The sequence below is a fragment of the Amycolatopsis sacchari genome, from assembly GCF_900114035.1.
Taxonomy (GTDB): Bacteria; Actinomycetota; Actinomycetes; order Mycobacteriales; family Pseudonocardiaceae; genus Amycolatopsis_E; species Amycolatopsis_E sacchari.
Genome location: NZ_FORP01000010.1, coordinates 185,702 through 200,524, shown reverse-complemented (window position 1 = coordinate 200,524; position 14,823 = coordinate 185,702). Strand labels below are relative to the sequence as shown.

The 14,823-nt window shown below is 69.1% G+C and carries 16 protein-coding genes; 12 read left to right on the top strand and 4 right to left on the bottom strand.

What is annotated here, in order from left to right; all coding sequences use genetic code 11:
* Positions 1-40 precede the first annotated feature (40 nt).
* The 6 genes from BMZ92_RS18930 to BMZ92_RS38600 all read left to right on the top strand — a co-directional run bounded on the left by BMZ92_RS18930 (position 41) and on the right by BMZ92_RS38600 (position 5,781).
* Positions 41-502 carry a GtrA family protein gene (locus tag BMZ92_RS18930; protein WP_091509307.1) on the top strand — a complete coding sequence of 154 codons (462 nt, stop codon included), beginning with the start codon at positions 41-43 and terminating at the stop codon, positions 500-502.
* Positions 503-562: 60 nt separating this feature from the next.
* Positions 563-2,512 (top strand): glycosyltransferase, encoded by a 1,950-nt coding sequence (locus tag BMZ92_RS18925; RefSeq protein ID WP_091509305.1) that lies wholly within the window; start codon positions 563-565, stop codon positions 2,510-2,512.
* Positions 2,509-3,063, top strand: a complete 555-nt coding sequence (locus BMZ92_RS18920) for a DUF3558 family protein (protein WP_342743507.1) — start codon at positions 2,509-2,511, stop codon at positions 3,061-3,063. Before BMZ92_RS18925 ends, BMZ92_RS18920 begins: the two co-directional genes overlap by 4 nt.
* 121 nt (positions 3,064-3,184) lie before the next feature.
* A complete protein-coding gene (locus BMZ92_RS36900; protein WP_143249893.1) occupies positions 3,185-3,655 on the top strand; it encodes a hypothetical protein in 471 nt (156 codons plus the stop codon).
* Positions 3,655-4,263: a DUF3558 family protein gene (locus BMZ92_RS18910; protein WP_143249892.1), complete on the top strand. Its 609-nt coding sequence runs from the start codon at positions 3,655-3,657 to the stop codon at positions 4,261-4,263. The genes BMZ92_RS36900 and BMZ92_RS18910 overlap by 1 nt, the downstream gene beginning before the upstream one ends.
* Before the next feature lie 3 nt (positions 4,264-4,266).
* Entirely contained in the window at positions 4,267-5,781 is a 1,515-nt protein-coding gene (locus tag BMZ92_RS38600) for a PPE domain-containing protein (protein ID WP_091509299.1), read from the top strand.
* 12 nt (positions 5,782-5,793) lie between these two features.
* Here the strand turns inward: BMZ92_RS38600 and BMZ92_RS18900 are convergent, their stop codons facing one another.
* Entirely contained in the window at positions 5,794-6,036 is a 243-nt protein-coding gene (locus tag BMZ92_RS18900) for a hypothetical protein (RefSeq protein WP_091509297.1), read from the bottom strand.
* Between the two features lie 84 nt (positions 6,037-6,120).
* Between BMZ92_RS18900 and BMZ92_RS18895 the strand changes: the two genes are divergently transcribed.
* Positions 6,121-6,900: an ESX secretion-associated protein EspG gene (locus BMZ92_RS18895; protein ID WP_091509295.1), complete on the top strand. Its 780-nt coding sequence runs from the start codon at positions 6,121-6,123 to the stop codon at positions 6,898-6,900.
* On the opposite strand, the gene glfT1 is transcribed toward BMZ92_RS18895, so the two are convergent.
* From glfT1 to wzm, 3 genes are read right to left on the bottom strand one after another with little or no spacing between them, the layout of a single operon-like run.
* The gene (glfT1, locus tag BMZ92_RS18890) at positions 6,894-7,805 is read right to left on the bottom strand and encodes a galactofuranosyltransferase GlfT1 (protein ID WP_091509293.1); all 912 of its coding nucleotides are present in this window, start codon (positions 7,803-7,805) and stop codon (positions 6,894-6,896) included. The genes BMZ92_RS18895 and glfT1 overlap by 7 nt on opposite strands.
* A 2-nt stretch (positions 7,806-7,807) precedes the next feature.
* On the bottom strand, positions 7,808-8,623 hold the full coding sequence (wzt, locus tag BMZ92_RS18885; protein ID WP_091509290.1) for a galactan export ABC transporter ATP-binding subunit Wzt/RfbE: 816 nt from the start codon (positions 8,621-8,623) through the stop codon (positions 7,808-7,810).
* A gap of 9 nt (positions 8,624-8,632) precedes the next feature.
* A complete protein-coding gene (gene wzm, locus BMZ92_RS18880; RefSeq protein WP_091509289.1) occupies positions 8,633-9,586 on the bottom strand; it encodes a galactan export ABC transporter permease subunit Wzm/RfbD in 954 nt (317 codons plus the stop codon).
* A gap of 144 nt (positions 9,587-9,730) precedes the next feature.
* Here wzm and BMZ92_RS18875 point away from each other — a divergent pair, with 144 nt between their 5' ends.
* The 5 genes from BMZ92_RS18875 to BMZ92_RS18855 all read left to right on the top strand — a co-directional run bounded on the left by BMZ92_RS18875 (position 9,731) and on the right by BMZ92_RS18855 (position 14,813).
* The gene (locus BMZ92_RS18875; protein ID WP_091509286.1) at positions 9,731-11,581 is read left to right on the top strand and encodes a glycosyltransferase; all 1,851 of its coding nucleotides are present in this window, start codon (positions 9,731-9,733) and stop codon (positions 11,579-11,581) included.
* 65 nt (positions 11,582-11,646) lie between these two features.
* Positions 11,647-12,837: an acylneuraminate cytidylyltransferase gene (locus BMZ92_RS18870; RefSeq protein WP_091509284.1), complete on the top strand. Its 1,191-nt coding sequence runs from the start codon at positions 11,647-11,649 to the stop codon at positions 12,835-12,837.
* On the top strand, positions 12,834-13,703 hold the full coding sequence (locus BMZ92_RS18865) for an N-acetylneuraminate synthase family protein (protein WP_091509281.1): 870 nt from the start codon (positions 12,834-12,836) through the stop codon (positions 13,701-13,703). Before BMZ92_RS18870 ends, BMZ92_RS18865 begins: the two co-directional genes overlap by 4 nt.
* Positions 13,696-14,388, top strand: a complete 693-nt coding sequence (locus tag BMZ92_RS18860; RefSeq protein WP_245783132.1) for a hypothetical protein — start codon at positions 13,696-13,698, stop codon at positions 14,386-14,388. The genes BMZ92_RS18865 and BMZ92_RS18860 overlap by 8 nt, the downstream gene beginning before the upstream one ends.
* A 5-nt stretch (positions 14,389-14,393) precedes the next feature.
* The gene (locus tag BMZ92_RS18855; RefSeq protein WP_143249891.1) at positions 14,394-14,813 is read left to right on the top strand and encodes a hypothetical protein; all 420 of its coding nucleotides are present in this window, start codon (positions 14,394-14,396) and stop codon (positions 14,811-14,813) included.
* Positions 14,814-14,823: the final 10 nt, after the last annotated feature.

Below are 14,823 nucleotides of genomic sequence, written 5' to 3'. Positions count from 1 at the left end.
TTCCGGGTCCTGGAAAATCCCATGCCGGTGAGGTTGTGCAGTGGTGTCCACGGAACCGCAGGAGACGACGGAAACCCCGAAAGCCGCGCCCGGCCTCGTCGGCCAGCTGCTGCGCTTCGCCCTCATCGGCGGCTTCTGCGCGCTGCTCGACCTGGGGATCTACACCCTGGAGCTGGCGCTGGGCATGGACGCGCAGCCGTGGCCCGTCGTGGCGCGCGCCGTCAGTTTCATCGTCGGCACCACCACCGCGTTTTTCCTTAACCGGAAATTCACGTTCTCGGCGGGCCGGAAAGACGGCGCCGGGCAGATCGGCGGATTCGTGCTGCTCTACGGGGTGACGTTCTTCGTCGCCGTCGGCATGAACTCGCTGATGCTGGCCGTGCTGCCGGAGTTCACGTGGAAGAAGACGGTGGCGTGGGTGATCTCGCAGGGCACCGCCACCGTCATCAACTTCGTGATGCTGAAGTGGGTCGTGTTCCGCGAGCGGCCCGCCGCCGCCTGATCCGCGAACCCCTGTAGCTTGACCTCGGCGTGACCGAATCCCCTGGAGGACAGCGAACTCATGGCTGGTAAGACCGCCACCGGACGGCCCACCACGACGAACAGGGCGCGGGGCAACGGTTCCCGTGCCGCGTCGGGCAAGGAGCAGACCACGTTCTCCGAGCACAGCTCCCAGGGGCGGTTGACCACGCAGCGCGGCCTGTTCGCGGGCCCTTCGCCGATCGTGTCGAAGGACCTCTACGCCGAGATCACCTCCGGTGAGGCCACCCGGAAGCGTGATGTGCTGAGCCTGGAGGAGTCCGCGCGGGTGTCCGGGAACACCTATTTCGGGCGGTTCCCGGCGAGCTACTGGCAGCGCTGGACGACGGTGCGCGAGGTGCGTGCCGAGCTGGTCGTGAGCGGTTCCGGGCTGATCGCCGCGCGGGCGTCGGACTACGAGGGCGAGCCGCGGACGGTCGAGGCGCGTGAGGTCGAGGACGCGAAGCAGGAGGCGGTTTCGATCGACCTCAAGCTCGACAAGTTCCTCGACGGCGGTGCGCTGTGGCTGGACTTCGAGACGGAGACCGGGCAGCGGCTGCAGGTCGAGCAGGTGCGCTGGACGGTCGAGCCGCCGGAGAAGATCCGCCCGACCGCGGTGACGATCTGCACGATGAACCGCGCCGACGACTGCCTGAAGAACCTGCGGGCGCTCGCCGGTGACATCTCGTCGCTGGACACGCTCGACGCGATCTACGTCGCCGACCAGGGCACCGACCGCGTCGACTCGCGGGAGGGCTTCGCGCAGGTCGCGGAAGACCTGGGCGACAAGCTGCACTACATCACGCAGCCGAACCTCGGTGGCGCGGGCGGTTTCACGCGCGGGCTGTACGAGGTGGCGGGCCATTCGGAGACCGAGCACGCGAACGTCCTGTTCATGGACGACGACGTGCTGCTGGAGCCGGACCTGGTGATCCGGATGACGGCGTTCTCGAACCGCGCGGCGAACCCGATCATCGTCGGCGGGCAGATGCTGAACCTGCTGCACCCGCACCAGCTGCACGTGGGCGCCGAGTACGCGCGGCTGAACACGCTGGAGCCGGGGATGCCGGTCGAGCACAGCCTGTCGACGGCGGACCTGCTGGGGGTCGACGAGGAGACCGGCAAGCCGAACAAGCAGGAGCGGCGGCTGGACGCGGGCTACAACGGCTGGTGGTCGTGCCTGATCCCGGCGGAGGTCGTGCGGGCGGTCGGGTACCCGATGCCGTTCTTCTTCCAGTGGGACGACGCGGAGTACAGCTACCGGGCGCGGGCGCACGGCTTCCCGACGGTGACGCTGCCCGGTGCGGGCGTGTGGCACGCGGACTTCCACTGGAAGGACTGGGACGAGTGGCACCGGTACTTCAACCTGCGCAACTCGATCATCACGGCGGCGCTGCACAGCGAGTTCAACCTGATCGTGCTGGCGCGGGTGCTGATGGCGCAGCTGGTGCGGTACCTGCTGGGCATGCAGTACGGCCTGACGCACACGCTGATCAAGGCGGTCGAGGACTTCCTGGAGGGGCCTGAGATCCTGCGTGACGGCGGGGTGGCCGCGATGAAGGAGATCCGCGAGATCCGGGCGAAGTACCCGGAGACGAAGCGCCACGACCCGACCGAGGTCCCCGGCATCGCGTCGAACGACATCGGCATCATCAACGGTGCGGGGCGCCCGTCGCTGCAGCGGCTGGTGCTGGTGAAGCGCATCGTGGACCGCCTGCGCGGCCGGTCCCGCTTCTCGCTGGGCGCGATCCCGATGGACGAGGCGTCGTGGTGGCACGTGGCCCTGTTCGACACGGCCGTCGTGACGGACGCGAACCAGGAGGGCGTGCGGGTCCGCAAGTACGACCGCGACCGCATGCTGGAACTGGGCAAGCGCGGGATCCGGGTGATCAACCGGCTCCGCAAGGAGGGCCGGGCGGTGCAGGCGCAGTACAAGCGCGCCCTGCCGGAACTGACGAGCCGGGAGAACTGGAAGCGCCTGTACGAGCTGTGAGGCGGTTGGCGCCGCTGGCCGCGGTGGCGGTGGCCGCGGTGGCGGTGTTGCTGGCGGGCTGTTCCAGTGAGGAGCCGGGGAGGGCGCTTCCGGCTACCTCGGCTCCAGGCAGCTCCTCCCCGGTGGCGCAGAACGCGCTCGGCTCTTTCAACCCGTGCGAGGCGCTCACGAAGCAGGATCTCGACCGCTACCGGGTACAGGGGCCCGGACGGACGGACGACCCGCCCAGCGGTGCGGCCGCTTGGTGCCGGTGGACCGGGCGGGCCTCGGACAGTGCTTCCATGGTCTTCGGTCTCACCGTGCGGCCCCAGCAAGGACTGGCTGACCTGACGCGCACGGTGGGACAGCTGTCTGACGGCACGGTCAACGGCCGGCCGGCCCGCCGCTTGGCGGGTGAAACAGGTAGCTCCTGCACTGTCGCGCTCGCGGTGAGCGCGGGCTCGAGGGTGGATGTCTCGGCGGTCGGTACTACCGAGGTAGCCGAAGCCTGCACTGTCGCTTCGGACCTGGCCAACATCATCGAGCCGAAGCTGCCCCCGTATTCGGGCTGATGCGGAACCTAATGCCGCTGACCTGCGTCGAAGTGGTGTTTCTGTGTGAAATCGCGGTTGCGCTCGGTCGTGGGCCAGTACACTCCGCGGGGTAACCGGACGAGACGACGTGGGGACAGCGATGACGGGGTTCGTGCCGAACGGGGGTCAGCAACCGGCCACCACCACGGGAATCGGTGGTGCGATTGGTTCGGGTGTCGGCAGTTTGCTCAGCCAGGCGGCGATCGCCTCCACGACGGCTGAGGTTCAGAAGCTGGTTGACTCGGCGAAGTCCGGCGGGTTTGCGATCAGCGAGGAAGGCGCGGACGAGTACATCCGGGTGTTCCGGGATTTCGAGACACAGCTCAACGCGTTGAACAACACCGTTCAGGACGCGAGCCAAGCACCGGAACTCGGCGGCAGCACCTACGCGAAGACGGTGGCTCAGCAGACTGTCAAGATCGCAACGGGAGACGACCAGTCCTACGCGACAGCTCTCCGTTCCCTCGCTGTTATCGTGCAACAGGCGCGCCAGGCTTTCGAAGAAGCGAAAAAGAACTACGCGCAGATGGACGACGAGGCGAAGCAGACTTTCGGCGGAGTTCAGATTTGATGCAGAACGCCATGCGCGCGGCCCGAATTGTGTTGCCCTTGCTCGCCGCAACCGCTCTTGGGCTGACGGCTTGCTCCAGTGACGGCACGGGTAGCGCGGTCCCCGCCCCCAGCAGCGGGCCAGTGACCAGTGGTCCATCATCGGCCTCCGCCCCCAGCGGCTCGTCTGACGGCGACCCGAGGCTTGCCTCGATCGACGCGTGCGATCTGCTCACTCTTCAGGAGGCGGCCTCCCTCATGAAAGCTCAAGAAGCGGGGCACAAGGAGGACACAGCTGCCTCAGGTGCGACCAGCAACTGCAAATGGGCGGGACGGTCAGCGGACGACAGCTCGACGAATTTGAGCATCAGCGTGCGCGCGAAGCAAGGCCTGGGACAGGTCAACAACAACGACGGAGCCCTCACACAGGGAAATGTGAACGGCCGTCCGGCGACCCAGTACGTGCCGAACACCGGCGGCTATTGCCTGCTTTCTCTCGCCGTCAGCCAGAATTCCCGGGTGGACCTCGGCTACTCGATCCTGACGGCGAAAGACACCGCCCAGGTCTGTGAAGCGGTGAGCCGAATCGCGAACATTGTCGAGCCCAAGTTGCCGAAGTACGAGGGGTAGCCAATGACCAATCCGCAGCAGCCGGGCAATCAGGGGCTGGACGACTACACCGACCAGGGCGGCAAGTACACCTCTCCCCAGCAGCAGCTCGAACAGCAGCTCATCGCCGAGGGGTACGACCCCAACAGCAAGGGCTTCTTCGACGCGATCACCAACTTCGTCGCCAGGTCGCGGGCCGAGGCGGCCAGTGACCAGCAGCGTTCCCAGCAGACGCGGCAGCTCAGCCAGGGCGTCGAGTTCCGCGACGGGCTCCAGCCGTCCAACTACAACTACCTCGCCATGCCCCACGAAGAGCTCAAGACGATGGTCCAGACCGTCAACCCCAGCCAGGTCACGGGCGTCTCCACCGCCTGGACCCAGCTCGCCAACGCGATGGCCACCTTCGGCCAGCAGCTGGGGCAGGCGGCGAACAAGTCGGGCGCCACGTGGAAGGGGGAGGCGGCCGAGTCGGCCTTCAACTTCGTCTCCGGGCTCGGCACCTGGAGCGACCAGAGCGGCCAGGCCGCCCAGCTCGCCGCCGACCAGGTGTACAACCAGTCCTCGGCAGCCGAGACCGCCAAGAACAGCATGCCCGATCCGATCCCGTTCAGCTGGACCGACGAGATCAAGAGCTGGGCGAGCGCCAACCCGTTCAACCTCGTCGACAAGATCGACGCCTCGTTCGAGAAGCAGCAGCAGAGCCAGGAGGCCCACGAGCAGGCCGCGCAGGTCATGTCGTCCTACGACAGCAACCTCTACAGCGCCGCCGCGAAGGCCCCCGCCTTCTCCCCGCCGCCGACCTTCGAGGGCCCCGGCGCCGGCTCCCTCGGCCACGTCGGCAGCGGCCTCGACGGCACCGGCTCCTCCGGCTACACCGGCCCGACCGGCGGCAACATCGGCTCGTCCGTCGGCGCCACCGGCGGTCAGCAGGGCGGCACGGGCAGCGGCGTCACCTCCGGGTCGGTCACCGGCAGCCTCTCCGGGCTCACCGGCACGCCCCCGCCCACGCCCGCGCTGAGCAGCGGCACCAAGACCGGCGGGCGCACCACCCGGCCGGGTGGCACCACCGCGCAGGGCTTCCAGCCCGGCGGCGGCAACTTCAACTCCTCGAACAACTCCGGCCAGGGCACGACCGGCCTCGGCATGGGCGGCCTGCCGATGGCACCGATGGGCGGCTTCGGCGGCGGCGTCGACGGGGACGAGTACTCCAGCAAGGTCGGCCGCGGCGGCGGGGGCGGCTTCGGCCCCGGCGGCAGCGCGGCGAGCAGCGGGTCGGCGGCCGGCGGCGGCGCGGGTGCCGGTGCGCAGAGCGGTGCCAGGGCCGGTGGCGCGGGTGCCGCCGAGACCGCCGCGGGCGGTGGCCGCGGTGGTGCGGGCGCCGCGGGCCGCGGCGGCATGGGCGGCATGGGTACGCACGGCGGCCGGGGCAAGGGCAGCGAGGACGAGGAGCACCAGCGCCCGTCCTGGCTCATCGAGCCCGACCCGGACGACGTCTTCGGCACCACCGAGCGCACCGCGCCTCCGGTGATCGGGGAGTAGCCCGGCCCGGGGTCAGTGCAGCCCGAAGACCTTGCCCTTCCGCTGGAGGTCGTCGATGTACGCCACCGCGACCTGCGCGAAGTTCACCCAGACCCGGGTGTCCTCTTTGGTCTGCACCGACTCCACCGAACCGTGCTCCAGCAACAGGTGCAGCTTCGTTTCGAGTTCGTCGGCGTCCTTGTCCGGCAGCGCGAACACCAGCGGCTCACCACCGGTGTGCAGGTGCAGGACGAGTGCGGGTTTCCTGTCGGCCATGCGTCCAGAACAGCAGCCCGCGATCATGTCCGGCAACACGGTTCGCTCAAAGCAGAGGAACCACTTCGAGGGGGACGACCGACGATGCCACACCAGTTCTCGCTTTCACTGGCGGCGCTGGACATCCTGCTGGAGCGCCTGCGGCTCGGGCGGGCACCGGCACCCTTCGAGGTCCCCCACGTCGGCACCACGTTCGACGAGCGCGCCCAGATCCGCGACGCCGTGTTCCGCGACCTCGAGTCGCGCGGGGTGACGAGCCGAGGGCGCCTCGATCCCGACGTCGAGCTGGCGTTGCGCACCTTCGTCCAGGGCCCCGTCGCGATCATGGCGGTCGCCCAGCTGGAGCGCGACCAGCAGCTGTTCGCCCGCGCCGCCTCGAACGGGCAGTACGCGGTGGTGGCCAAGCAGGACCGGAACTCCCTGGTCTTCACCGACTGCCGGCCCACCGCGCTGGTGCCCGGCATCGTCGACCTGCTGCCGCGAACCCCCGCGGCGGCAGGGCCCTCCGTCACCATCCCCAAGCCGGCCCAGCAGAGCGGGCGGCACCGCCGCGACGACGACGCGTACGACCCGTTCGCCGGAGTCGCCAAGCCACGCTCCACCGCACCCGCCCAGCTGCGCATGGTCGAGCGGATCTTCCAGAAACCCAAGCTGCGCATCGGCCAGTTCAGCCTGGTCGTCCCCGGCCGCGACGGCAAACCCGTCCGCCTGACACCCACGGCGTGGTTCGACACCGAGGAAGGCCGCTACTTCGCCACGTCACGCAAGGCCGACGACGGGCAGAGCTGGCTCACCTACGCACCCGCCGACAACGCCCGCATCGCGCACCACCTGTTCGAGGAGCTGCAGCGGTACGGTCAGTAGCGGAAGAACCGCTCCCGCTGCCCCTGGCGCACCAGTTTCAGCCACTGCACGAACGCCTTCGGGTCCCGCTTGACGCCCACGAAGTACAGGCCGAACCGGAGCACCTCCAGCGCCCCGATCCGGCGCATCCCCGGCTGCGACAGCAGGTAGCCGCGGTTGCGGTAGGTGTAGTAGCGCTTGACGTCGTTCTCCGGGTCCTGCGCGTGGAACCGCCCGCCGAGCATCGGCTTGAACTCGTCCGAGCCGTCGGGGTGCAGGTACGCGACGCGCAGCGACGTGCCGAACGGCAGGCCGGACCGCACCAGCCGCCGGTGCACCTCGACCTCGTCACCGCGGACGAACAGGCGCAGATCGGGCACGCCGACGACGTCGAGCGTCGACGCCCGGAACAGGGCACCGTTGAACAGCGACGCGATCCCAGGCAGGAAATCCGTGCCCAGCTCGGCCGACGACCGCTTCCACGTCAGCCCGCGGCGCAGGGGGAAGGCCAGCTTCGCCGGGGCGTCGATGTTGCTCACCACCGGCGAGACCTCGGCCAGCCCGCGTCGTTCGGCCTCCTCCAGCAGCACGCCCAGCACCCGCTCGTCGGCGGGGCGGCCGTCGTCGTCGGCGAGCCAGATCCAGTCCGCGCCGAGCGCCAGCGCGTGCAGCATGCCCAGCGCGAACCCGCCGGCGCCGCCGAGGTTGTGGTGCGACGGCAGGTACGTGTGCGGCAGCGGGTACGCCTCGACCACGTCCAGTGCCGGCTGGTCCGGCCCGTTGTCCACGACGACGAGGTGGTCCACGGGCCTGGTCTGCGCCGCGATCACCTTCAGCGAGTCCGCGAGCAGGTCACGCCGGTGCCGGGTGACCACGACGGCCACCACGGCGCCCGCCGGCAGCGGGCCCTGCTCCGAACCGCTCATGCTCACTCGCCGCCTTTGGCCGTCACGACGTGCTCGATACCGAGCCGCTCCGCCATTTCCGCGCTCATGTTCTCGTACGGGTCGCGCCCCTTGTAGGCGGTCAGCACCTCGCGCAGCGAACCCTGCATGCGCATGCGGCCCTCGTCCATCCAGATGGCCGTGGTGCACAGCTCCAGCAGCAGGTCGTCGGCGTGCGAGGCGAAGACCAGCAGACCCGAGCGCTTCACGAGGTCGACGAGCCGGTCGCGGGCCTTGTTCAGGAACGCCGCATCGACCGCGCCGATGCCCTCGTCGAGGATGAGGATCTCGGGGTCGATCGTGGTGACGACGCCGAGCGCGAGCCGCACGCGCATACCGGTCGAGTAGGTGCGCAGCGGCATCTGCAGGTAGTCGCCGAGCTCGGTGAACTCCGCGATGTCGTCGACCCGCTTCTCCATCTGCTTGCGCGTCATGCCGAGGAACAGGCCCCGGATCATGATGTTCTCGTAGCCGGAGATCTCCGGGTCCATGCCGATGCCCAGGTCGAACACCGGCGCGACCTTGCCCTCGACGCGGGCGGACCCGCGGGTGGGCTCGTAGATGCCCGACAGCAGCCGCAGCAGCGTGGACTTGCCGGCGCCGTTGTGCCCGACCAGGCCGACGCGGTCGCCGTCCTTGAGCGACAACGTCACGTCCTGCAGCGCCTCGATGATCGGGACCTTGCTCTCGGTGCCGATCTTGCCGCCGACCTTGCCGAGCACCTTCTTCTTCAGCGAACGGGTTTTCGCGTCGAAGATCGGGAAGTCGACGTAGGCGTTCTGGACCTCAATGCTGACCATGTCTAGTTCTCACACCCAGTAGGAGACGCGGGCCCGGTAGTTGCGCATGGCGACCAGCGCGAGCAGCCAGCCCACGATGGTGATCCCGCCGACCACGACCCAGCTCCAGGGGTTGACGGCCTGGCCGATGAGCGGGGCCCGCAGGATCTGGACGAAGTGGTAGAAGGGGTTGAGGTGCACGATCGGGACGACCCAGCTGGCCATTTCGGCACGCGCGCCGTGGCCGTAGAGCTGGTCGATCGGCCACACGATGGGCGTCATGTAGAACAGCAGCTGGATCAGCGAGTTGATCACCTGCGGGATGTCGCGGTAGCGGGTGGAGATGATGCCCAGCAGCAGGGTGACCCACCAGGCGTTGAACGCCAGCAGCACGAACGCGGGGATCGCCGACAGCGAGTACCAGCCGAAGCCCGGGTGGCAGATGACGTCGGGCTCGCACACGCCGCTGTTCAGCCCGTAGCTGTGGTTCAGGCTCGTGAAGAAGATCGCGTCGATGATCACGACGACGATCAGGTTGTGCGCGAACATCAGGGTCTGCCGCCACACCGTGCGCAGCGCGTACACCGTCAACGGCGCGCGGATCTGCTTGATCAGGCCCTCGTTCGCGATGAACGACTCCATGCCCTCGGACAGGCAGCCGCTGATGAAGCCCCAGACGATGAACCCGGTGGAGATGTAGGGCAGGAACGTGGTGATGTGCAGCCCGAACAGCTGCGAGTACAGCAGCCCGAGGCCGAGGGAGATGACACCCTGGCTGATGGTGATCCAGAACGGGCCGATCACCGAGCGCCGGTAACGCTGCTTGATGTCCTGCCAGCCCAGGTGGCTCCACAGTTCGCGCTGCGTGAAGCCGTCACGGATGTCCGCGAACGCGCGTGAGAAGGAGCGGCTGTCGGGCGGCGTCGGGTTCGGGCCCTTGACAACGGGATCGCTGGCCGTCTGGACCGTGCTGGTGGCGTGCACGTGGCCAAGGGTAGCGAGTGGAGAGGGGGTGGCCCGCGCAGGGCTTTGGTCGTATGCGGGCTTCGCGCCGGGCACGATATCTTTCACGCATATGAGTGGAACGAGCAGGCGTTTCCACGTATTCATGATTCGGAGCTTGACGCCATGGTCAAGGAGCAGCACGAACCTGGCGAGAGATTACTTGCCCAGCGGACCCACTTCGCGGCACGGTCGTTTCTCGCGCCGAACGAGATGTACGCCCAGGTCAAGCAGGGTTCTGCCAGCCAGGAGCGCGATCGGCTCAGCGTCGAGCCCCATGCCTTCGTCACGACGAACACGTATTTCGGCCGGTTTCCGGCCAGTTACTGGCAGCGCTGCACCGAGGTCGCGGAGGTCGTCGTCGAAGCGGTGGTGACCGGCTCCGGCAGGTTGCTGATCACCGCGTCCGACATCTGGGGTGACGTCCGCGGTATCGACGCGCACACCGCCACCGGGGCGAAGGCCGAGACGGTGCGGCTGACGGCGCCCATCGACCGTTTCGTCGACGGCGGCGCGCTGTGGCTCGACGTCCAGACTGACGACGAGACGCTGGTCGTCGAGCAGGTCCGCTGGACCGTCGCCGCGCCGCGGGCGCTGCGCCCCGTCTCCATCGCGATCTGCACCCACAACCGGGCGGACTACTGCCTGGACACCCTCACCGAGCTGGCCGAGGACCCCGACGCGCTCGGTGCGGTCGCCGCGGTGCACGTCACCGACCAGGGCAACGACGCCGTGGAGTCCCGGGACCGCTTCGCCGTGGTCAAGCAGGCCATGGGCGACAAGCTGCACTACATCCGCCAGCCCAACCTCGGTGGTGCGGGTGGCTTCACCCGCGGCATGTACGAGATCGTCGAGGGCGAGCGTGGCGCGGAGTCCTACGTCCTGCTCATGGACGACGACGTCAAGCTCGAATCCGACACCGTCGTGCGCCTGATGGCGATCGCCAACTGTGCGACCCAGCCGATCCTGGTCGGCGGCCAGAGCCTGCAGGAGCTGCACCCCGACCGCCTCTGGGTGGACGCCGAGGTGGCCGACCTGCCGAAGCTGAAGCCGGGGCTCACGCCCACCGAGGAGTCGATGTCCGGCCGCTCGATGCTCCAGCACTCGCAGGAGCTGCGCCGGGACGCCACGCACAACGCGTGGTGGTGCTGCCTGATCCCGGCCGAGGTCGTCGCGAAGATCGGCTACCCGCTGCCGGTGTTCTTCCAGTGGGACGACATCGAGTACGGGCTGCGCGCCCGCGCCGCCGGGTTCGTCACGTTCACGCTGCCCGGTGCCGGCGTGTGGCACCAGGACCTGCACTGGAAGGACTGGGACGACTGGTCCCGGTACTTCCACTTCCGCAACAGCCTCGTCGTCGCGGCGCTGCACGGCGCGTTCAGCTCGTCGCGGACGACGGCCTTGCTGGCCAAGGAGTTCAGCGAGACGCTGGCCGCGATGCAGTACGGCCTCGCGGCCACGATGATCAAGGCGATCCAGGACTTCCTCCGCGGGCCGGAGGTCCTCTCCGACGGGGGTGCCGAGATCGTGCCGCAGGTGCGGAAGCTGCGTGCCGAGTACGCGGAGACGGAGACGCTGAAGCCGTCCTCGGTCAAGGTCCCGGCGGGCGAGATGCCGATCGTGGTCCCCGCGCCCAAGCCGTCGAAGCCCACGCTGGTACTGCTGAAGCGGCTGGTCGACCAGCTGCGCAACGGGCAGGAGCAGGGTGCGGCGATCCGTTCGCACGACCAGTACTGGTGGCACGTCGCGAGGTTCCGGACGGCGGTCGTCACGGACTCGGCGCAGACCGGCATGCGCGTGCGGAGGTTCGACCGCGAGCTGATGGTGCGCCTCGGCCGTGAAGGGGCGAAGACGCTGTGGCGCCTGCGCCGCGAGGGGGACGCGGCCGTGCGCCGCTGGAACGAGGCGCAGCCGCGGTTGGTGAGCAAGGAGAACTGGGAGCGGCTGTTCGAGTTGGACAAGAACAACAACCGCTGACACGTCCGTAAGTCACGAACAACCCTGTGCGCACGCGCACAGGGTTGTTCCGTACGCTCGCCCTTATGTCACAGCTCGACAGCGCTCGGGTGCTGGCCGTGGTCCCCGCGCGCGGCGGGTCGAAAGGCGTGCCGGGTAAGAACCTCATCGAGGTCGGCGACGAACCACTCATCACCCGCGCGGTTCGCGCACTGGGCAGGGCGTCCCGCGTGGACGACATCGTGGTCAGCACGGACAGCGCCGAGATCGGTGCGGTCGCCGCGGACGCGGGTGCCACCGTTTTCCCGCGCCCCGCGGAATTGTCGGGGGATTCCGTTTCGTCGGAAGCGGTTCTCCTGCATTGTCTGGACATCTTCCGGGGGCAGCACGGCTCCGACCCCGACGTGGTCCTGATGGTGCAGTGCACGTCGCCGTTCATCGCGGCCGAGACGATCGACGGCGTGGTGTCCTCGATCCTCGACGAAGGCTGGGACTGTGCGTTCACCGCGGCCCGGGTGCACGAGTTCCTGTGGCGCCGCGACGGATCCGGAGCGGCGGTCGCCGTGAACCACAGCGCCGAGGTCCGGCCGCTGCGCCAGGAACGCGAGCCGGAGTTCCGGGAGACCGGCGCGGTCTACGGCATGCGCACCACCGGTTTCCGCGCCGCGAAGCACCGCTTCTTCGGCCGGATCGGCCTCGTGGAGATGCCGGCGTCGCACGCCGTGGAGATCGACTCGCACGACGACCTGGCCATCGCCAGGGCGCTCGCAGCCGGCTTCGACTCCTCGCTGGGCACCGACGTCGACGTGGACGCCGTCGTCACCGACTTCGACGGGGTGCACACCGACGACCGCGCGATCGTGCTGCAGGACGGCACCGAGGGCGTCGTGGTCAGCCGCTCCGATGGCGCGGGAGTGGCGCGGCTGCTGGCCGCCGGCATCCCGCTCATGATCCTCTCGGTGGAGCAGAACCCCGTCGTGGCAGCACGTGCGAAGAAGCTCGGTGCCCAGGTGCTGCACGGCGTCGGGGACAAGGCGGCGGTGCTCAAGTCGTGGCTCGCGGAGCAGCGGCTCGACCCCGCCCGCGTCGCCTACGTGGGCAACGACCTGAGGGACCTCGACGCGATGGCGCTGGTCGGCTGGCCGGTCGCGGTCGGCGACGCCCACCCCGCGGTGCGCCAGGCGGCCCGGCTGGTGCTGACCAAAGTGGGCGGTGCGGGTGCGGTCCGGGAGCTGAGCGACCTGGTTTTGCGTGCGTACGAACGGAGGAACGCGTGACCTCGACCGTGCGGATCGGCGATCGCGAGGTCGGCGAGGGCAGGCCGGTGTACACGGTCGCCGAGATCGGCATCAACCACAACGGCGACCTGGAAATCGCCAAGCAGTTGATCGACATCGCGGCGAACACCGGTGTCGACGCGGTGAAGTTCCAGAAACGGACCCCGGACATCGCGACGCCGCCGGACATGCGCGACACCCCGCGTGACACGCCGTGGGGCGAAATGACCTATTTGGACTACCGGTACCGGGTCGAGTTCGGCGTCACCGAGTACGAGGAAATCGACCGGTACTGCGCGGAGCGCGGCATCGCGTGGTTCGCGTCCCCGTGGGACGTGCCGAGCGTGGACTTCCTGGAGAAGTTCGACGTGGTGTGCCACAAGGTGGCGTCGGCGTCGCTCACCGACAGGGAGCTGCTCGTCCGGTTGCGGGACACCGGCCGCCCGGTCATCGCTTCGACCGGAATGTCCACTATGGACGAAATCGACGCCGCGGTGGAGTTGCTCGGCACGGACCGGCTCGTGTTGCTGCACACGACGTCGACCTACCCGTGCCCGCCGGAGGAGGCGAACCTGCGCACGATCGAGACGTTGTCGCGCCGGTTCGGTGTCCCGGTCGGTTACTCCGGGCACGAGCGCGGTCTGCAGGTCTCGATCGCGGCCGTCGCGCTGGGCGCCTGCCTCGTCGAACGGCACGTCACGCTCGACCGCACGATGTGGGGCTCGGACCAGGCCGCGTCGCTCGAACCCGAGGGACTGCGGCGGCTGGTCCGCGACATCCGGACCGTCGAGGCGGCGATGGGCGACGGCGTGAAGCGGGTCTTCCCCGGCGAAGAGGCGCCGAGGAGGCGGTTGCGGCGTGTTTAGCGAGGCCGTGGAGGCCGAGCGTGACGACGCGGTCGCCGACGACGAGCTCGACGTCCATCGCGAGCTGTTCACCGCGTACGCCCGCGGGCAGCGGCCGCCCGAGACGATCACCGTCGTCGGCAACGCGCCGATGCGGCCGGATCCCGCTCGCGCCCGGCTGATCGACGACAGCGACCTCGTGCTGCGGCTGACGACGTTCGCGCTCGACGAGCACGGGGAAGCGCCCTGTTACGGGCGCAAGACCGACGTCGTGGTCGTGCACCGGGGAGTGCTCGCGAGCCCGCACACGTTCGCCGACTACACGTCCAGGCTGTACCTGCTGGCCGAACCCGGCCGGATGCACTGGGAGCCGGAGTGGTTGCCGGACTGGTGGCCGCCGGACCTCGGGTTCCTGCCGATCCCGAACCGGCCGGTCGTCCGCCCGCTGGGGCGCCTGCTGGGGCTCGACCCCGCCCAGCCGGTCTGGGCGACCACCGGCACGCTCGCCGTCTACCTGTGCGCCCGGCTGTTCCCCGAGGCGAAGATCCGGATGGCGGGGTTCTCGATCGTGGACGACCCTGAGCAGACCAGGTTCGCGCACGCGTGGGGCGCCGACGTGGAAGTGACCGTGGACCACCGGCTGCGGGCCGAGTCCGCGCTGTTGAGGTCGTGGCGTGACGAAGGAAGGGTCGAAGTCCTCCCGTGAGCGGTGTGAAGAGGCTGGGGAAGGTGCTCGCGTTCCCGCTGTGGCGGAAGCTGCGGTGGCGCATCGAGCAGGTCACCGAGCAGCGCCACGGCCCGCGGTTCGACGAGCTGCGCCGTGAGCTGGACGGTTTGCGCGGCGAGGTGCACACGCTCCGCGAGGAGCTGCGCGGGCACGTCGAAGCCATCACGAACAGGCTGGACTGGCACGACAACGAGCTGAAGCTCATGACGCCGATCCTGTCCGGGCTGCAGACCCGCGTCGCGGAGTTGGAACGGCCCGGCGTCGCGGAGGGCGACCCGCGGCCCGCTCTGGACGAGGTGCGGGCCGAGCACGCGCGCATCCGGGCACGGCTGACCGCGGTGGCCAAGTACGAGGAACGCCTGGCCCGGGTCGAGGACACGCTCAGCACGCGGCTGGGGCAGTGACCTCCGGCCG